Origin of the sequence: Sorangium sp. So ce185 (genome assembly GCF_051526825.1) — a bacterium.
Lineage (GTDB): Bacteria > Myxococcota_A > Polyangia > Polyangiales > Polyangiaceae > Sorangium > Sorangium cellulosum_D.
The window spans coordinates 7,161,640-7,178,404 of sequence record NZ_CP150316.1 but is presented as its reverse complement, the minus strand read 5'-3'; the positions used below and the strand labels follow the sequence as shown (position 1 = coordinate 7,178,404).

The 16,765-nt window shown below is 73.9% G+C and carries 17 protein-coding genes; 9 read left to right on the top strand and 8 right to left on the bottom strand.

Going from position 1 to position 16,765, the window contains the following annotated elements; all coding sequences use genetic code 11:
- Window positions 1-64: 64 nt before the first annotated feature.
- From WMF26_RS26090 to WMF26_RS26070, 5 genes are all read left to right on the top strand, one after another.
- The gene (locus tag WMF26_RS26090) at window positions 65-658 is read left to right on the top strand and encodes a hypothetical protein (protein ID WP_437948900.1); all 594 of its coding nucleotides are present in this window, start codon (window positions 65-67) and stop codon (window positions 656-658) included.
- A gap of 128 nt (window positions 659-786) precedes the next feature.
- On the top strand, window positions 787-1,023 hold the full coding sequence (locus tag WMF26_RS26085) for a hypothetical protein (RefSeq protein ID WP_020737154.1): 237 nt from the start codon (window positions 787-789) through the stop codon (window positions 1,021-1,023).
- 247 nt (window positions 1,024-1,270) lie between these two features.
- On the top strand, window positions 1,271-1,465 hold the full coding sequence (locus tag WMF26_RS26080) for a hypothetical protein (RefSeq protein WP_437312399.1): 195 nt from the start codon (window positions 1,271-1,273) through the stop codon (window positions 1,463-1,465).
- Between the two features lie 296 nt (window positions 1,466-1,761).
- Complete coding sequence (locus WMF26_RS26075) at window positions 1,762-2,433, top strand: DUF2914 domain-containing protein (RefSeq protein ID WP_437994875.1); 672 nt, start codon at window positions 1,762-1,764, stop codon at window positions 2,431-2,433.
- An 18-nt stretch (window positions 2,434-2,451) separates the two neighbouring features.
- Entirely contained in the window at window positions 2,452-3,255 is an 804-nt protein-coding gene (locus tag WMF26_RS26070; protein WP_438002446.1) for a hypothetical protein, read from the top strand.
- A 48-nt stretch (window positions 3,256-3,303) separates the two neighbouring features.
- Here WMF26_RS26070 and WMF26_RS26065 read toward each other — a convergent pair whose 3' ends face one another.
- The 6 genes from WMF26_RS26065 to WMF26_RS26040 form a co-directional block, all read right to left on the bottom strand.
- On the bottom strand, window positions 3,304-4,326 hold the full coding sequence (locus WMF26_RS26065; protein WP_437994874.1) for a hypothetical protein: 1,023 nt from the start codon (window positions 4,324-4,326) through the stop codon (window positions 3,304-3,306).
- On the bottom strand, window positions 4,326-5,351 hold the full coding sequence (locus tag WMF26_RS26060; RefSeq protein WP_437994873.1) for a hypothetical protein: 1,026 nt from the start codon (window positions 5,349-5,351) through the stop codon (window positions 4,326-4,328). Before WMF26_RS26060 ends, WMF26_RS26065 begins: the two co-directional genes overlap by 1 nt.
- On the bottom strand, window positions 5,348-6,880 hold the full coding sequence (locus tag WMF26_RS26055) for a serine/threonine-protein kinase (RefSeq protein ID WP_437994872.1): 1,533 nt from the start codon (window positions 6,878-6,880) through the stop codon (window positions 5,348-5,350). The genes WMF26_RS26060 and WMF26_RS26055 overlap by 4 nt, the downstream gene beginning before the upstream one ends.
- 166 nt (window positions 6,881-7,046) lie before the next feature.
- Window positions 7,047-7,904 (bottom strand): 1-acyl-sn-glycerol-3-phosphate acyltransferase, encoded by an 858-nt coding sequence (locus WMF26_RS26050; protein WP_063823609.1) that lies wholly within the window; start codon window positions 7,902-7,904, stop codon window positions 7,047-7,049.
- 206 nt (window positions 7,905-8,110) lie between these two features.
- On the bottom strand, window positions 8,111-8,983 hold the full coding sequence (locus WMF26_RS26045; RefSeq protein WP_437994871.1) for a formylglycine-generating enzyme family protein: 873 nt from the start codon (window positions 8,981-8,983) through the stop codon (window positions 8,111-8,113).
- Window positions 8,984-9,316: 333 nt separating this feature from the next.
- Window positions 9,317-10,723 (bottom strand): hypothetical protein, encoded by a 1,407-nt coding sequence (locus WMF26_RS26040; RefSeq protein ID WP_437994870.1) that lies wholly within the window; start codon window positions 10,721-10,723, stop codon window positions 9,317-9,319.
- 137 nt (window positions 10,724-10,860) lie between these two features.
- On the opposite strand from WMF26_RS26040, the gene WMF26_RS26035 reads away from it, so the two are divergent.
- On the top strand, window positions 10,861-11,706 hold the full coding sequence (locus WMF26_RS26035) for an MBL fold metallo-hydrolase (protein ID WP_437322345.1): 846 nt from the start codon (window positions 10,861-10,863) through the stop codon (window positions 11,704-11,706).
- Window positions 11,707-11,750: 44 nt separating this feature from the next.
- Here WMF26_RS26035 and WMF26_RS26030 read toward each other — a convergent pair whose 3' ends face one another.
- Window positions 11,751-12,452, bottom strand: a complete 702-nt coding sequence (locus WMF26_RS26030) for a DUF192 domain-containing protein (RefSeq protein ID WP_437994869.1) — start codon at window positions 12,450-12,452, stop codon at window positions 11,751-11,753.
- Window positions 12,453-12,518: 66 nt separating this feature from the next.
- Between WMF26_RS26030 and WMF26_RS26025 the strand changes: the two genes are divergently transcribed.
- Complete coding sequence (locus WMF26_RS26025; protein WP_437322343.1) at window positions 12,519-13,328, top strand: peptidylprolyl isomerase; 810 nt, start codon at window positions 12,519-12,521, stop codon at window positions 13,326-13,328.
- A 78-nt stretch (window positions 13,329-13,406) separates the two neighbouring features.
- Here the strand turns inward: WMF26_RS26025 and WMF26_RS26020 are convergent, their stop codons facing one another.
- Window positions 13,407-14,324, bottom strand: a complete 918-nt coding sequence (locus WMF26_RS26020) for a lamin tail domain-containing protein (RefSeq protein ID WP_437994868.1) — start codon at window positions 14,322-14,324, stop codon at window positions 13,407-13,409.
- 211 nt (window positions 14,325-14,535) lie between these two features.
- Here WMF26_RS26020 and WMF26_RS26015 point away from each other — a divergent pair, with 211 nt between their 5' ends.
- Together WMF26_RS26015 and WMF26_RS26010 are read left to right on the top strand one after the other, a co-directional pair.
- A complete protein-coding gene (locus tag WMF26_RS26015) occupies window positions 14,536-15,084 on the top strand; it encodes a hypothetical protein (RefSeq protein WP_020737138.1) in 549 nt (182 codons plus the stop codon).
- Window positions 15,075-16,754, top strand: a complete 1,680-nt coding sequence (locus WMF26_RS26010) for a MopE-related protein (RefSeq protein WP_437994867.1) — start codon at window positions 15,075-15,077, stop codon at window positions 16,752-16,754. The genes WMF26_RS26015 and WMF26_RS26010 overlap by 10 nt, the downstream gene beginning before the upstream one ends.
- Window positions 16,755-16,765 lie beyond the last annotated feature (11 nt).

Here is a 16,765-nt window from a genome sequence, read left to right as displayed (position 1 = left end):
TCTACGTGCGAGCGGTACCAAGGGCTTACACTCGATTTCGCGTCCGGTGGTAGAACTGGCCTCCATGCACCCACGTCGGGCCTCGCTCGCCCGAGCCGCGATCCTTTCGCTCGCGGTCTCGGCCTGCTCGCGGACCGTGGCGGAGCCGGAGCCGCCGCCGGCCGCCTCCGGCGCGCCGGTCGCCGCGCCCCTCGCGTGGGACGCCCCGGGGAGCTGGGCCGCGCTCGAGGCGCCGCGCGCCGGCCCGCGCAAGGCGCTTTACAAGGTGCCGAGGGCGGCGGACGACAAGGACGACGTCGAGGTGCAGGTCCTGTCGTTCGGCCTGGGCAGCAAGGGGGACGTCGAGGCGAACTTCAGGGAGTGGTTCGCGCAGTTCGACGGGGACGTCGGGGCGAAGGCCCGGCGGGAGTCGTTCGAGGTCCGCGGCATGCGGGTCGAGCTGGTCGAGGTGGCCGGCACCTACAAGATCCCGCTCGGGCCCCAGGGGGGCGCCCGCAGGCGCGCGCCCGTGGAGATGGTGAAGGACGGCTACCGGCTCGTCGGCGCGGCGGTGAGGACGCCCGATCGCGGCAACTGGTTCTTCAGGATGGTCGGCCCGGACGAGACGGTGCAGTCGGCGCGCTCGGGCTTCCGGAGCTTGCTCGAGTCGGTGCGTTAGCCGTCCCGCCGGCGCCCTGCGTGCGCCGCGCCTCCCGCTCGCCGCGTCGGCGGCGCGCCGGGCCGCGTGGCGCTTGCGGCGCTTGCGGCGCTCGCGGGGCGCTCGGCGCGCGTGATACGTTGCGCCCCATGGATGCTGACCGAAAGCGCGACGCTCGCACGCCGGCCGAGATCTTCCGCGCCGAGGCGGAGGCCGAGGCGGAGCAGAACCGGCTCTGCGAGGAGAGCAAGCACCAGCTCGCGAACCGCTGTCCGGAGTGCGGTAGCCTCGGCAGCATGGAGCTGGTCGACGGCCTCATGCGCTGCATCGACTGCGACGAGGTGGTGGCCAGAGCCCGCCAGCTACCCGGCTTCGGCCGCCGCTGAAGCGCTCGTGCGCTTGCGCGCGCTGCCAGAAGCGCGCAAGGTGAACGCGAGCGCGCAGGCTGTACCGGACAGAAAACATCGGGCGAGCTCTTTCCTGATGATTTTCCCTCGAAGCCGTGACTATTCTGCGAACATTGGCGCATTCGCGCCCAGGTCCGTTTTTCGCCCCAGACGCGGTGCACGGAAGTACAGCTGGCCAGCCAGCCAGGGCGATAACAGCCGGACTGAAGTGTTGAAGGAGTTGGAGATGAAGCAGATCGCAGCGGAAGGCTCGGACCACTCGTCACGGGAGACAAGCCAGGGATCCCGGGCGACGACGGCACGAGGCGCGAGCGGAGGCCTGCTCATCCTGATGATCGAAGACAGCGCGATCACGAGCTTCGGGCCCACCCAGGAGGGTGAATTGGCCAACAGCCCGCGCTGGTCCCGTCCGAAGCGCTGACACCGGGCGCCTCGACGTACGCACCCTCGTGGTCGTGCTCCCGTGGAGCGCGGGCACACCACGTCGTCGTGACGCGGTGCGTTGTCATCCTTGAGAGGGCTTCGGCCCCCGCCGCGCTGGCGGCGTTTCGCCCGAGCTCCGCGTCCGCTCCGCGCCGGCGGCTCTTCGTGAGCCCAGCGCGGTGAGCCCGGCGTAGGCGACGGGGCCCCTGGCCGCTGCGTCGCCGTTTTTTCGCCCGCTCCGCTGAATCGTGGCACCTCGTCGGTGTGCATACCCGGGGAACGACGCGGAAAACCATGGTCTTGGCGCTCGCCGTCGCCGCTTTCGGCGGGGGGGCGCTCGGTTGCAGCGACGCGAGCGAGGCGATCGCTCGGATCGCCCGGGAAGAGCCTCCGGCGCTGAGCCGCGCCGCCCACGGGCGGCCGGGCGACGGGCAGGCGAGCGGGGCCGCGGAGGACGCCGAGGCGCGGTCGGCGGCGGACGGCGCTGCCGTGGAGGGCCGGAGCGACGCGGCGATCGCGGCCCGCGGCCCGGCGCGGGAGCGGCGCCGCAGGTCGGGGTCGGCCCTCGAGGCGCGCGCCGCGGGGCGCGGACCGCAGGACAGCGGCGCTGGCGAGGGGGCCGCCGCGGCGCCCGAGCTCCAGGTGATGCGGCTCGTCGTCGCGAAGGGCATCGCCGGACGCGAGCCGCTCGAGCCGGCGACGTCGTTCGCGAGCGCGGAGATCGAGCGCCTCTACGCGTTCGTCGAGCTCTCGAACAAGGACCGGGCTGCCTCGGAGATCACCGTCGTCTTCACGCCGCCCGACGGGGGCGCGCCGCTGCGCATCCCGCTGGCGGTCGGCGCGGAGCGGCGCTTTCGCACCTGGGCGGCCACGCGGAAGGCGCGCGCGGCGGGGCTCTGGTCGGTGGCGGTCAACGACGCGGCGGGCAAGGAGCTCGCGCGCGCCTCGTTCACGATCACGACGTAGGAGGCGCCCGTGGCTCGCATGTCGCGCTCGCACCTCGCCTTGCTCTGGCGCGCCCGCCGCGCCGCCGTCCTCGCCCTCGCGCTCGCCGCGGGAGGCTGCGTCTCCCGCGTCGCCAGGGAGCCCGACGCCGCCGGGCCGCGGCGCTCGCCCGCGGCCGCCCGCGCTCCCGGCGACCAGGGGGACCTCGACTTCTGGGTGCCCGACGGCCCCGCGGCCCGGGTGCTGTCGCTGCAGGTCCCGGAGAGCACGGAGGACGACCCGTCCGACGTCGACCGCTCCGACGACGAGCCGCCCGCGCTCGCCCGGCCCCGGCGGGGCGTGACGTCGGGCGCGGCCGACGAGGAGCGCCGCTACGTGCTCCTGCCGGGCGTCGAGCTGGCGCCCGACGTGGAGCAGAAGGTCGCGGAGATCGCCTCCGCTTACCACCGGCGGACCGGAAAGGAGCTCGTGGTCACGAGCGGCACGCGCGACCCCGCGCGGCAGGCCGAGGCGATGCACGACCTCTTCCGGCACGGCGCCGACGTCCTCGGCCTCTACAAGGACAAGGCGGCGGCGCGCGAGATCAAGAGCGCGTACGAGGAGGGGCTCTCGGACGACGAGCCCACCGAGGCCGTGATCGCGGCCCTCGAGCGGGTGATCCGCGCCCAGATCGACCGCGGCGTGTTCATCTCGGCGCACCTCCGGGAGGGCGCGGTCGACATCCGGAACCGGGACATGACGCCGGCCGAGAAGCGCGCCTTCATCGAGGGGATCGACGAGGTCGGGGGCGTGTTCGCGCTCGAAGAGTCGCGGCCGCCCCACTACCATTTGCAGATCGATTGATCCCGGGACGCCGGGCGGTCCGCGCGGCGCGGCAGCCGGCGCCGGGGCTCACTCGTCGGTGAACCTGACGATCTGCCCGGCGTCGGTGTTCGTCCAGTAGACGCCTGACCCGTCCGCGGCGATGCCCGTCGGGCCGCCCTGATTCTCCGCGAGGATCTCCCGATCGGCGGTCCCGTCCTTGCGAATCCGGTACACGGTCCCCGCCGCCCTGACGGTCACGTAGAGGTAGTCCCCGTGCGCGGCGATCCCGGTGGGGGGGCCGGACAGGTCGGCGAGGAGGGGCGACGGGGTTTCCCCCTCCGACGGGCTCCGCGGATACCGCATCACGCTGTCCGGGGTGAGCCAGTAGAGATTGGCCTCGTCCAGCACGAGCAGGCCCGGCTCCACGAGGTCTGCGCGGAGCTGCGCCGCCTCGTCGGCGTCGCTCGTGTTGTCGACGGAGAGCGTGTTGTCGGCGCGATCGGTCCAGTAGACGAGGGCGCCGTCGGTCGCGACCCCGGCGGGCTCGTCGCCCACGAACAGATCCTTGCGCGTGCCGCCGGCCTTGGGGACCCAGGTGATGCGGCTGCCGTTCGGGCGAGCGCTGTAGACGTTGTCGGCGCTCAGCGCGATCGCCTCCGCGGCGCCGCAGCTGCCCCACAGCGGCTCCTCGACGAAAGCAGCCGGAAACCTCGCGGCTTTCGGCAGCTTCCGTAGCTTGTCGCGCTGATGCTTGGCGCTGTCGCAGTCCCCGGTGAACGCCGCGTCGGTGCTCGACCAGTAGATGTGCGTCGCGTCCAGCACGATGACGTCGGGCACCTCGCTGGACGGCGCGAGCAGGTCGATGACCTCCCGCTCGTCCTTGATCTGCCGCCGGAGCGCGCCGCCCTGGCTCCCGTCGGCGCTCGCGCTGGTCCAGTAGATCGCCTCCTCGTCGAGCGCGATGCCCCGAGGCGCCCCCTGGTCCTCGGCGATCACGATCAGCGGGATCACCTGGCGATCCTCGATCCCCGCGATCTCCGCGCAGCCGTGGAGGCCCGGCGCGAGCGCGGCGAGAGCGAGCGTCGCGGCAGAGCGCTTCGACCCCCGCATCACCACCGCCCTCCGAGCGTCATGCGCCCCCCGTCCGAGGCGACGGTCGGCGAGAGCCAGACGCGCTCGCCCGCGACGGGCGCCTCCGGCGACCGCGACAGCAGCACCATCGCCACGCCGGCCCCGAGGCACAGGAGCCCCGCGCCGGCGGCGATGTTCGAGACCATCGCGGTCGTCCGGGCGCTCTCGTTCGCCTCGACGTCCGCGCGGCTGCAGCCGAAATTGCCGCTGCAGCCCTCCTCGACGTCCCCGGCCTTCTGGATCGCCATGATCCCGAACACCGCGCCCACGCCGAGCCCGGCGAGCCCGACCCCGCCGGCGACGAAGCCGAGCGCGCGCACCGGGCTGCCGGTCGCCTCGGGCTGGGCGGGCGCCGGCCGGACGGACGGCGCCGGGGCAGGGGGAGCGGCCTGCGCCGGCCGCTGAACGGCGGCGTCCGCGAGCGGCGGGATGACCACCCGCGGCGCGCTGAGGCCTGGATCGAGCGTCACCTGCTGCGACCACGGCTGCTTGCCCGGCGCCTTGGCCTCGATCGTCGCCGTGCCCGGATCCACGGGGATGCCCGAGCCCGTGGCCGCAGCGGCGCTCAGCTGCTGGCCGTTCAGCGTGATCGACATCCCCGGCGCCGCCTCCGCGACCTCCAGGACGAGGCGCGTCAGCCGAGCTTCGAGCTCGGCCGCGCGCTTGGCCGCGAACTGGGAGCGATCCTGCTGCCCGGCGGTCGCCGCGAGCGCGGACGCCTCCTTGAACTCGGCCCACGCGCTGGCCGTCTTGCCCTCTTTCTCGTGGCACACCGCCAGGTTCAGCAGCGTCCCGACCGTGGGATCCACCCGTTGGCTCTCGGCGAGCTTGGGGCACGCCTCCGCCAGCTTGCCTTCGTCCATGAGCTTCTTGCCGTCCTGGAACAGCCCCTCGGCGAGCGCCTTGTCCGCCGCCGTCGGCTGCGCCCGGAGCGGCGAGGTCAGGCTCATCCCGGAGAGCAGCGCGAGCCATGCGCCCGCGTGTCGCGCTCGAAACGATCTCAATGGCGGCTCCTCAGCATTTCGTCCTCGCTTGTCGGCCCCTGCGGCCGGGGCACGGGGCCCGGCCTGTGCGGCGCGCCCGACGCGGTCGCCTTCGGTCGCGCGCCGGTGGCAGCGCTGCCCGCGGGGGCCGCGCTCGGCGCAGGGCTCGGGGGCGCGGCGCTCGCCGCGGCCGGCGCGCTCGCGGGCGCAGCGCTCGCCGCGGCCGGCGCGCTCGCGGGCGCAGCGCTCGCCGCGGCCGGCGCGCTCGCGGGCGCAGCGCTCGCCGCGGCCGGCGCGCTCGCGGGCGCAGCGCTCGCCGCGGCCGGCGCGCTCGGCGCCGCGGCCGCGGCGCCGGGGACGAGGGCGCCGCCGGCGGGCCGATCGGGCTCCCCCGCTGCGGCCGAGCTCGGCGCCTCGGGGGCCACGCGCACGCCCCCGACGAGCCACACGCCCGCGCCGGCCACGCTCGCGAGCAGCGCGGCCACGCCGGCGGCCACGAGCAGCCTGCGCCGCGACCGGCGGCGGAAGCCCGTGTGCGTCCACGAGGCGCCGGACAGGCGATCGCTGTCCTCGGCCGCCCTCGAGTTGAGCAGCGTCTGTCCGGCCGGCGACGCCGCGCCGATCGCGCTCTGGATGCGCGAGGTCGAGAGCTTCGCGAAGCTCGACCCGAGCGGCTCGAGCGCCTGCGCGAGCTTGCCGACGTTGGCGTAGCGGGCGCTCACGTCGCGCTCCAGGCAGCGCGCGACGATCCGCTCCAGCATGGCGGGCGCGTCGCTGCGCTTGTCGCGCAGCCGCGGCACCGGCTGGTGGAGGATGTTCGCCATCACCGCGGCCACGGTCTCGCCCTGGAACGGCGGCTCGCCCGTCACGAGCGTGTACAGCAGCACGCCGAACGACCACACGTCGGCGCGCCCGTCGACCGTCCTCGGGGCCATCATCTGCTCGGGCGACATGTACCCGGGCGAGCCCATCACCTGCTTCGTCGACGTGAGCCCCGGCTCCGCCGGCGAGTCGAGCCCTTGCCCCTTCGAGATGCCGAAATCGAGGACCTTGATGTGCCGTGTCCCGTCCGGGTGCTCGGCGAGGAACAGATTCGAAGGCTTGATGTCCCGGTGCACGACGCCGGCCGCGTGCGCCTCGGCCACCGCCTCCAGCGCCTGCAATACGTAGTCGACGGCGTCCTGGATGGACAGCGGGCCGTGGGTCTCGATGACCTGCTGGAGATCGAGCCCGCTCAGGAACTCCATCACCATGAAGGGCACGCCGCTCTCCGTGGTGCCGACGTCGAACACGCGCGCGACGTGCTCGCCTTGCAGGCGGGCCGCCGTGCGCGCCTCGCGCAGGAAGCGCGCGACCGCCTCCTGGTTGCTGAGGGCGTCCTGGCGCAGGATCTTGATGGCGACCTGCTGATCGAGATCCTCGTTGCGCGCCGCGAGGACGACGCCCATTCCGCCGATGGCCACGACCCGCTCGACGCGGTACTTGGCCGCGATGAGCTCTCCGGGCTGGGCCACCGGTGCGAGGAGCTGCGCGGTGCGGTCGGGGGTCACGGCTGGCGCTCAAGCCTACATGAACGGATTCGGTTTTCCGAGAGCCGCGCGCGCCCCAGCGCCCTTTGTCATTCGCCGGCAGGTTTCGCCGCGGCAGGGCGCTGCCCGCTGGCGTCATGGGCGCTCTCGGGCGCCACCGCGCCGCCATGCTGCTGCGGTGGCCTCGTCAACCGCGCGGGAAGAGGCCGTGCCTGCCGGCCGTCCGGAGCTCGTCCAGCCCCGCCTGCATCCGCGCGACGATCCGCGCGAACGCGCGCTCGACCTCGTCCGGGTCGTCCGCGGCCTCGCGCGGGAGGCCGAGGTGCAGCGGGCGGAGCACGCGGGTGTGGATCTTCACCGGGAGGGGCACATGGGGGATCGGGACGCCGACGATGAGCCCCCACGGCAGCGCGAGGCCGAGCGGCGCGACGTTCGAGCGCGCGAGCCGGGGGAGGCGGAGCCACTCGGCCACCCTGCGCCCGTCCGTGGCGATGTAGAGCGACTGGTGCGCGCCCGCGCTCACGATCGGCACGACGGGCACGCCCTCGCGGATGGCGAGCCGGACGAAGCCGCGGCGCCGGCCGAAGCGGATCGTGTACTGCGCCGACGTGGGCTTGCAGGCGTCGAGATCGCCGCCGGGGAAGACCAGGACCGCCGCGCCCCGGGCGAGCGCCCGCCGCGCGTTCTCCGGGCTCGCGGCGATGGCCCCGCAGGCGTTGAGCCAGGGGCCGGCCTTCGGGACGTTGAACGGGAGATCGTGCATCAGCCCGTAGGACAGGCGCGAGGGCCCATAAAGGCGCCAGAACGCCGTCATGTGGCAGTACATATCGGGCATTCCCGTCATCGCGTTGTGGTTGCTGACCGCGAGGAAGGGGCCGTCGGGCAGCGCCGCTTCGAGCTCGGTCTCGCAGCGGAAATAGTCGTCGTAGAGCAAGCCGAGCAGCGGGAGCACGCGGGCGATGAACGCCGGGTCGCGCGCGTCGAGATCGTCCGGTCGTGCGCGCTCGCGGCCCTTGGCCGAGAACGCGGCGATGGCGTCCCGCACGAGGTCGAGGCTGGGGCGGGGCTCTCTTGACAGGGTCAGCACCGTGTCCCGGTGCCCTAGCCTGCGGCGCGACCGAGGGGAAGCGGTTCGTCCGGGGCGCGTGCCGCCGGGCTCGGGCACGCGGCCTCGCTCGCGGCGCAGGGGACCTCCGCGAGCGAGGCCGCCGCGGCGCGGGCCGGGGCGGCGACGATGGGGGCGTCACCCCGTCACTGCGCGTCGCGGCAGCACCGGAAGCTGGTCTCGTAGAAGCGGAACCCGTCCGCGTGCGCCGGGTTCGTGGAGCCGCACCGCGGCTTCGCGCCGCCGAAGCAGCCGGACCAGTAACAGCCCTTGAGGACATGGGGATACTCGTTGACGTGGTACTTGGTGCGCACCACCCACTCCTCGACGTTTCCTGTCATGTCGTAGACGCCGAACGCGCTCACGCACCCCGGCCGCGAGCCGCTCGGCTCGGCCTGGTACAGCGCCTGGACCTCGGCGAGCGCCTCGTCGGAAGGCCAGGTGTTGAGCGCCCCCTCGTCGGGCGCAATCCACGTCTTGTTGTCGTTGCAGCGCTCGGCTTCGTGGGTGTTCCCGTAGGGATAGACGAGCGCCTCCGGGCCCTGGCACGCCGTGTCCCACTCGTCCTCGGTGCAGAGGCGTTTGCCGCGCGCCTGGCACCAGGCGTTCGCCGAGACGGCGCTCTCCATCACGAGCGGCAGGGCGCCCTCGATGTTCGGCGCCTCGAAGCGATCGATGCAGTATCCCTCGATCTCCACCATGTCGGGCGGGCACGGCCCTGCGGGCGGCGTGTCGAGCGGGAAGTCCTGTTCGTCGACTCCGCCGCTGCCTCCCCCGGCGCCGCCCTCTCCGGCGCCGCCTTCTCCCGCGCCGGCCGCGCCGGCGCCGCCGCCTCCTCCAGCGCCGCCGCTGCCGGCGAGCTCCATGGAGGTCGACGAGGACGAGGACGTCGCTGTCGCCCCACCGCCGCCCGAGGCGTCGTCGTTGCCGGCGCCGAGGCCGCCGGTGCAGGAAGCGCTGACGAGGGAGACGAGCCCGAGGCGCGAGGCGATCCGAACGGCGAGAGATCGAGCGCGCATGGCGGGCTCCTCGCCGATCAGGGTGCCAGAGCCGCGCTGTCCCGTCGAGCGCGGGCGCCGCCCTCCGCGCGCTCTCCGCCGTGGCTCGTCGCGCCAGATCGTCCTCGACACGGACCTTCGTCCTCCTCCTTCCTCCTTCATCGACCCTCGCTGTGCCCGGACGGAGCCACCCGCCGGGGGCGGCGACGCCCGCGCGCGGCGCTCATGCGCGCATCAAGAGAACCGCCCTGGCGCCGAGGACGCCGGGAGACTCCGAATTGAAAAATTCTCCTCTTGGCGTACTTGGCGGCTCTCTTCCCCGGTTTCCGGCCGCCGTACGCCTTGATCTCCCCGCTACAGGCGGAGCTTGCAGCGGAGGATCGCGCTCGGGTTGACCCGCGCGGCGGTCAGCCGGCTCGCGCGGGCGTCGACGCGGACCTGGACCGCCACCGAGCCCGCGAGCGTGCGGCTCACCAGATCGCGCGCGAGCAGGCCCACGGCGCCGGTCAGGTGCGCCATCGCCGCGGAGCCGGCCAGCAGCGAGCAGGGGATGGATCCGGATAGATCCATCCCGATCGAGGCGTCCGCGCCGTCGCGCTGGATCGCCCCCGTGCCCTTGAGCTTCAGCGCGCCGGCGGCGACCTCCACCCCGCTCAGCGCGATGCGCCGGCGGTCGCCCGAGAGCTGCGCGTCCGCCTTGACGGTGGTGGTGTCGCCGAAGAGGAGCCCGTCGAGCTCCCTGGGGTGGGGCAGGGTGAAGCCCTTCACCGTGAGCGCGATCGGGCCCTCGAGCGGCGCCTCGGACAGGGCCGTCCGGTCCGCCCCGGCCGCGAGCCGCAGCTCGAACGTGCCGGAGACCACCATCGTCGAGGCGCCGACGTCCACGCCGAGGAGCGCGCCCACCGCGGCGAGCTGCGTCGGCGCGAGCTCGATCGAGGCGCTCGGCGACGGCCGCGGCCGGAGCTCGGCCCGGAGCGGCGCCGAGGCGGCGTCCTCGCCGCCGAAGCCGAGGGAGATGGAGGCCGCGCCGATCGACCAGGCGACGTCGGTGCGCGCGACCTCCTTGCCGGCGACCAGCACGCGCGCCTGCTTCAGGACGCCGGCCTCTAGCCCCGGCGCGCCCGGGGGCGGCGCCGCGGCGCCCTGGACCGCGCCGACCGCGCGCCGCTCGAGCGAGGCGTCCGCCAGCGCGACCACCTCCGGCCCCCCGTCGCGATCCCGCAGGCCGAGGCGGACGCGGCCCGTGGTGAGCGGCAGCGACGCCGCGCGCGGGCCGTGCTGCGCGACCCATGCTGGTAGGCCCTCCAGGGCGTCGATCCCCACGGCGGTGAGCTCGACCCCATCCGCCGCGATCCCGGCGGGCGAGAGCCCGCGCAGCGCGATCGTGGCGCGCGCCACCGTGCCCGAGAGCCCGCGCACGCCGAGCAGGGAGAAGCGCGCGCCGCGCAGGCGGACCTCGCCGAGGCCGACGTCGATCGCGCCCGGATCCAGCGCGACGCCGCGCGCGCGGGCCTCGGCGACGATGTGCCGGCGGAGCGCGGGCGGACCGAGCACGAGGAGCGCGGCGACGGCCGCCCCGACGGCGGCGATGACGACGAGCGCCGCGATGAGGGCGCGGCGGCGGCGCTTTCCGCGCGGCGCGGCGCCGCCGCCGGGCGCGGCGCCATCGCCGGGCGCGGCGCCGCCGTCGCCGGGGGCACGCGGCGCGTCGAGCGGCGCCTCCGTGCGGGTGTCAGGGGAGGGGCGGGAGGTGGGCACCACGACGTGGGATCCCTCTAGCGTCGTTCCAGCGCGCTCGCGAGCGCTTCGCGCGGCTCAGCGCGCTTGCGGCCAGGCCCTCGGCTGCGCTACGGGTCACAGGAGCCGTCCGTCGTCGTTCCCGTTCCGCGGAGCCCGGTATGAAGATCACCATCGTCGCGAGCGGGAGCGGAGGCAACGCCACCCTGTTCTCCTCCCGGGGCACGCGGGTCCTCGTGGACGCGGGCGTCGGGCCCCGGGTGCTGGAGCAATGCCTCTCGGCGGCGGGCGCGGGCGGCCCGCTCGGCTGGGCCCCCGACGCGATCGTGATCACGCACGCGCACGCCGACCACGTCGGCGTGGCCGCCAAGTACAACAAGAAGCACAAGATCCCGATCTACGCCTCGGAGGCGACCGCGCGCGCCGCCGAGCTCGGCGACCCGGAGCGCGTCCGGAGCTTCTCGCCGCGCGAGCCGTTCGCGATCGGCGCGCTCACGATCTCGCCGAGGCCGCTGCCGCACGACGCGGCGCAGGTCGCGCTCGTCGTCGACGACGGGGCGCGGCGCGCCGCGCTCGTGACCGACCTCGGGGAGGTCCCGCCGGGGCTCCTCGAGCACGTCGCCGGATGCGACGTGCTGCTGCTCGAGTCGAACTACGACGCCGACATGCTCGAGGCCGGCCCGTACCCGCAGCACCTCAAGCGCAGGATCCGCTCGGCGCGGGGCCACCTGTCGAACGCGCAGGCGTGCGCGCTACTCGCGGCGTTGCCCGGCGGCACGCACACGGTCGCGCTGATGCACCTGTCCGAGGTCAACAACCGCCCGGATCTCGCCCTCGACGCCGCCCGCGACGCGCTCCTCGGCAAGCGCGCGCGCCTGCTCGCCGCGCCGCCGCGGGGGCCGCTCGTCCTCGACGCCGCGCCGCCGGCCCCGCCGCCCGGCGCGGCGCGCTCGGCGCTCGGCCCGCCGGCGCCCCCGCGCCAGCTCGGCCTGTTCCCGGGGATGTAGCGCCGCGTGCGCCGACCGACGCGACGCCCCCGCGCGGGCGAGCGTCAGATCCCCTCGAGCCGGACCTTCTGGCCGGCGCGGACGCCGTGGCGCCGCGCCCAGCCGGCGTTCAGCTCGAGGACGTACGTCGAGGGGCAGCCGACGTCGAAGCTCGAGTCGTTGAGCGTCGGGGTGTTCTCCTCGATACCGACGATCGTGCCATCGCTGTCGATGAACAGCATGTCGAGCGGGATGCAGGTGTTGTGCATCCAGAACGAGTGTTGGGTCCGCTGCTGGAAGACGAAGATCATCCCGCGGTTCTCCGCCATGCTCTTCCGGTACATGAGCCCGCGGGCGCGCTCCTTCTCCTTTCGCGCGATCTCGACGAGGACGTCGGGCGCCTGGGCCTCGAGGAAGATCACCTTGCCGGTCGCGAGCTGGAACGGGCCGGTCGGATCCTCGGGGCACGCCGGATCCGGGCCGGCCTTCGGGGTGGGCCGCTCCGGCGCCTCCGGGGTCGGCTCGATGCAGCGGCCCGCGTTCTGCGCCTCGGCGACGGCGGGCGGCGCCTCGGCGACGGCGGGCGGCGCCTCGGCTGAGCGGGGCGGCGTCACCTCGCCGCGGGGCGCGACCTGGAGCGGCTCGTCGACGCGCCGCTCGCACGCGCCGAGGGCGGCCGCGAGCAGCAGCGCGCCCAGGGCGGGCGCGAGCGGGGCGAGCGAGGCGAGCGAGAACGGACGGGTCGCGAGGGCGCAGCGCGAGCTCATGCCGCTTCCTACCACGGCGCGGCTCGCCCTTGACCGCTGGACCGCGACGCGCGAAACCGTCTCCCGATGATCGCTCGAACCCTCGCCATGCAGCCCGTCGCCGCGCTCGCCGCGCTGGCGGTCCTCGCCGGATGTTCGAAGACCCCGGAGCCCACGGCCGAAGAGTCGCCGAAGACGAAGACGACGACGCCGGCGTCGACGGGGGCGGCCGGCAGCAAGACGGAGAAGACCGAGAAGACCGAGAAGGAGCGCCCCCCGCCGCAGCGGCGCAAGGTCTCGGCGAAGCCGGTCGCCGAGGTCAAGCCCAGCGAGGACGACCCGGTGAAGGGCAAGTGGACGCTCGAGGACGCGACCAAGGGGCTCCCGCCGGGCAAGACGCTGACCGCGTCGATCGAGACCGACCTCGGCACGCTGTCCTGCAAGCTGTTCGACGACAAGGCGCCGATCACGGTCGCCAACTTCGTCGGCCTGGCGCGCGGGATCAGGCCCTGGAAGACGCCCGAGGGCAAGTGGGAGAAGAAGCCCGCCTACGACGGGACGATCTTCCACCGCATCATCCAGGGATTCATGATCCAGGGCGGCGACGCGAAGAAGAACGGCACCGGCGAGGCCGGCTACGTGATCCCGGACGAGGTCTGGGAGGACGGCAGCCACGACCGCCCGGGCCTCCTGTGCATGGCGAACCGCGGCAAGAACACGAACTCCGCGCAGTTCTTCATCACCGACGCGGCGGCGTTCCACCTCGACAACGGCTACACCATCTTCGGTGAGTGCGGGCCCGAGGAGCTCGTCCACAAGCTCGCGGGCGTCGAGGTCAAGGGCGAGCGCCCCGTCAACCCGCCAGTCATCAAGAAGGTGACGATCACCCGGCAGTGAGCGCGCCCCGGCGCTCGCCGCGCCGAGCTCGCGCCCCGGCCGCGCCGCGGCGCGGGGCCGAGCCCGGCGGGGAGGGGGCTACTCGCAGTCGTTGTCCTCGCCGGGCGAGGGCGAGCTCGACACGGTGAAGCTGACGTCGAGCCACTCGCTCGTCTCGTCGTGCCCGCTGATGCCGTTGCCCTCGGTCAAGAGCTCGCCGACCTCGCGATCGCTACAGCGGACGATGCTCTCCCCGCTGCCGTGCGCCGCGGTCGGCCGCTGGCTGTTGCGCGCGGTGTCGTCGGCATAGCCGGTCTTCCCCGTCTTGTACGCCATCGCCGAGTTCCCCAGCTCAGCGCCCCAGATGACGTAGTCGATGTCCTTGAGCGGGCTGCCCTCGGTCCCGTCCCACTCGAAGAGGATCACCATCTCCCCACCGTCGGTGAGCAGCGCGCCGGCCTGCGCCCCGAGGGCGCCGTTCGTGGGCGCGATCATCGGCGGCACGTCGTCCCCCTCGCAGGGGATGGGCGACTCGTCAAGCGCGAAGTCGGCGCAGCGATTGTACTCGAGCTCGAACGACTCGTCGCTCGCGAGCACCAGGCGCGCCCCCGCCGCGATCATGGTTCCGGGGGGGAACTGGACGAGGAAGTCGGTCCCTTCGCTGCCGACCGGGGCCCAGGCCTTCCCCTCGGTGATGGCATAATAAACGGCGTTGTCCGAAAGGTAGTAGTCGGTGAGGTCGACCGCCTCGTCGGTCGGGTTCCAGATCTCGACGAACTCGGCCGCTCCGGGCCGGACGACGACCTCCGAGATCAGCAGGTGGCCGGCGGGCTCACCGACGACATCGCCGCCGCCGCCGCCATCCCCGCCGCCCGCGCCGCCGCCCCCGCCGCCGCCGCCCTCACCGCCGCCGCCGGCCTCGCCGCCGCCGCCGCCTTCGCCGGCGCTGCTCGAGGAGGTGGTGCTGGAAGAGCTCGCCCCGCCTCCTCCGGTCGCGTCGTCACCGCCGCAAGCCATGAGGTGGGCGAGCGTCAGAGGGGAAGCTGCGAGGAGCGCGATACTGAGCAGGTTGCGTTTGTGCATTGTTGAGAGATACATCAGAGCGCCGGCCAACAGGCAAGTGGGATTGCAGCCTGGGGGAAAGGATCCACCTCGCGCGACCGCGTCAGGACGCTGCCCGCGTTGCCAAAGGCGTGGCAGGCGCGCGTGGAATCGATAGCATGGCGCCATGCGACGCTGCTCCTCGCTCTTCCTGACACTCCTCTGCGTGCCGCTCCCTGGTCTGGGCCTCGCCGTCGGTTGCGGACAGACCGTCATCGTGGACGATCCGTCCGCGGAAGGCGGGGGCGGCCAGGCCGGCGCGCCTCCCGTTCCGGGCGTCGGGGGCGGCGGCGCGGACGCGGGCCCGGACCCGCTCGAGGAGTACGAGGACCCCGGCTGTCCCGACATGGAGCCGCCGATCACCGATTTCGCGTGCGATCCCTACGATCAGTCGAGCGGCTTTTGCGCCCCCGGAGAGGGGTGCTTCATCTACGTGCAGTATCCGAGCGAGCCGTGCGGGCAGGAGATCTACGGCGCCTTCTGCGCGCCGGCCGGCCCGGGCGGGCAGGGCGATCCGTGCAGCGGCGGCGGCGAGTGCGGCGCCGGGTTCGCCTGTGTCGTGACCGGCTCGGGCACGCAGTGCGTGGAGCTCTGCGCGCTCAGCGGCGACGACAGCTGCGCTCCGGGGCTCGTGTGCGAGCCGATCGACGTGGAGGGGATGGGCGGATGCCTGTGACGACGCGCTCCGTGGGTCCGCGCTCGCATCGGAGGACGGCCCTCGCGCTGGTCCTGCTCGGGGCCGCCGCCGGCGGCGCCGCGCTCTCGGGGGGGTGCGGGGCCCGGACGGGGCTGAACATCCCGCCGCCCGCGCCGGAGTGCGAGGTCGACGCCGACTGCCCCGGCGCCAAGGATCTCTGCAAGCCGGTGGTCTGCCAGCTGTTCGAGGCGGGGCAGCCCGAGGGCGGCGCGGCGCCCGCGCCCGAGGGCGGGGCGGGCGGCGCTGCCCCCCGGCGCGGAGGGACGTGCGTGTCCCTGCTGCCGGTCGACTGCGACGACGGCGATCCGTGCACCCGCGACACCTGCGAGAGCGCGACGGGGTTCTGCACCTACGGGCCGTCGACGCTCGACATCGACGGCGACGGCTTCCGCGCGCCGCTGCCCGGCACGATCGCCGGCGAGCCGCTCGCGTGCGGCGACGACTGCGACGACTCGAGCGCCGCGGCCTTCCCCGGCGGGAGGGAGATCTGCGACGGGGTCGACAACGACTGTGACGGCACGGTCGACAACGGGGCGCGCTTCGTGCCGCGCGACCTGGACGCGATCCGCATCTCGGGCGACATCGCGCCGGCCAGCTCGGGCGGCCTGTCCTGGAGCGGGACCTCGTACGCGGCGCTCTACACCGGCACCACGCGGGGCTTCAACGTGTACCGCACGATGATCAGCGCCGGCGGGGAGCCGCTCGCGCCCGGCGAGGAGATCATCACCCCGAAGAACGGCGACGCCTCCGGCGGGCCGATCGTGTGGGTCGGCGATCGGTACGGCGCCGCCTGGCAGGACCGGCGCGACGGCGACTACGAGGTGTACTTTTCCTTGCTCGACGAGAACGGCGAGAAGGTGGAGGGCGGCGACCGGCGGCTCTCGAACGCGCCAGGCTTCTCGGTCAACGTGTCGCTCGCGTGGAACGACGCGGAGTTCATCCCCGTCTGGCAGGACGAGCGCAACGGCGCCTTCGACCTGTTCGCCCAGCGCATCGACGTCGACGGCAACCTGATCGGCGAGAACGTCCAGCTCACCGATGGTTCGAGCGGCTTCGACAACGAGGCGCCCTCCGTGGCGGCGGGCCAGAGCGGCATCGGCGTCGCGTGGTCGGCGGGCGACGCGGTCACGCATTTCATCCAGTTCCAGACGTTCGACGCCGAGCTCCAGCCGAGCTCGGAGGCCGTCTCGCTGACGAACGGCGACACCGACGCGGTCTATCCCACGGTGGTGTGGAACCGCGATCGCTACGTCATCGCGTGGTACGACAAGTCGGCGAGCCCCAAGGCGATCTACGCCGCCGCGGTCTCGGAGGACGGCGAGATCCTCGTCCAGCCGAGGGCCATCTCGAACCCGGGCCCCTTCCGCTCCCGGTACCCGTTCCTGCGCCCGCTCGGCGATCGGCTGCTCGCGATCTACTCGGACGATCGCGACCAGAACGACGGCTACGAGCTCTACGCGGTCACGGTGAACGCCGATCTCGTGCCGATCAGCGACGAGCAGCGGCTCACCTTCGCGCGCCGCGACAGCATCGGCCCGGTCGCCACGTTCGGGCCGGAGGGAGACGTGGGCATCCTCTTCCGCGACGATCGCGAGGGCGGCGAGCACCACGTCTTCTTCACCCGGCTCGAGTGCAGGGCGGGCAACTGACGCCCCGGCGG

What these genes read in the sequence shown, in the direction of transcription:
- WMF26_RS26045 (WP_437994871.1), bottom strand. Translation starts at nt 8,983, where the DNA reads ATGCGCGCTCGATCTCTCGCCGTTCGGATCGCCTCGCGCCTCGGGCTC.
- WMF26_RS26065 (WP_437994874.1), bottom strand. Translation starts at nt 4,326, where the DNA reads ATGCGGGGGTCGAAGCGCTCTGCCGCGACGCTCGCTCTCGCCGCGCTC.
- WMF26_RS26015 (WP_020737138.1), top strand. Translation starts at nt 14,536, where the DNA reads ATGCGACGCTGCTCCTCGCTCTTCCTGACACTCCTCTGCGTGCCGCTC.
- WMF26_RS26090 (WP_437948900.1), top strand. Translation starts at nt 65, where the DNA reads ATGCACCCACGTCGGGCCTCGCTCGCCCGAGCCGCGATCCTTTCGCTC.
- WMF26_RS26030 (WP_437994869.1), bottom strand. Translation starts at nt 12,452, where the DNA reads ATGAGCTCGCGCTGCGCCCTCGCGACCCGTCCGTTCTCGCTCGCCTCG.
- WMF26_RS26085 (WP_020737154.1), top strand. Translation starts at nt 787, where the DNA reads ATGGATGCTGACCGAAAGCGCGACGCTCGCACGCCGGCCGAGATCTTC.
- WMF26_RS26075 (WP_437994875.1), top strand. Translation starts at nt 1,762, where the DNA reads ATGGTCTTGGCGCTCGCCGTCGCCGCTTTCGGCGGGGGGGCGCTCGGT.
- WMF26_RS26020 (WP_437994868.1), bottom strand. Translation starts at nt 14,324, where the DNA reads ATGGCTTGCGGCGGTGACGACGCGACCGGAGGAGGCGGGGCGAGCTCT.
- WMF26_RS26010 (WP_437994867.1), top strand. Translation starts at nt 15,075, where the DNA reads ATGCCTGTGACGACGCGCTCCGTGGGTCCGCGCTCGCATCGGAGGACG.
- WMF26_RS26070 (WP_438002446.1), top strand. Translation starts at nt 2,452, where the DNA reads ATGTCGCGCTCGCACCTCGCCTTGCTCTGGCGCGCCCGCCGCGCCGCC.
- WMF26_RS26035 (WP_437322345.1), top strand. Translation starts at nt 10,861, where the DNA reads ATGAAGATCACCATCGTCGCGAGCGGGAGCGGAGGCAACGCCACCCTG.
- WMF26_RS26080 (WP_437312399.1), top strand. Translation starts at nt 1,271, where the DNA reads ATGAAGCAGATCGCAGCGGAAGGCTCGGACCACTCGTCACGGGAGACA.
- WMF26_RS26025 (WP_437322343.1), top strand. Translation starts at nt 12,519, where the DNA reads ATGATCGCTCGAACCCTCGCCATGCAGCCCGTCGCCGCGCTCGCCGCG.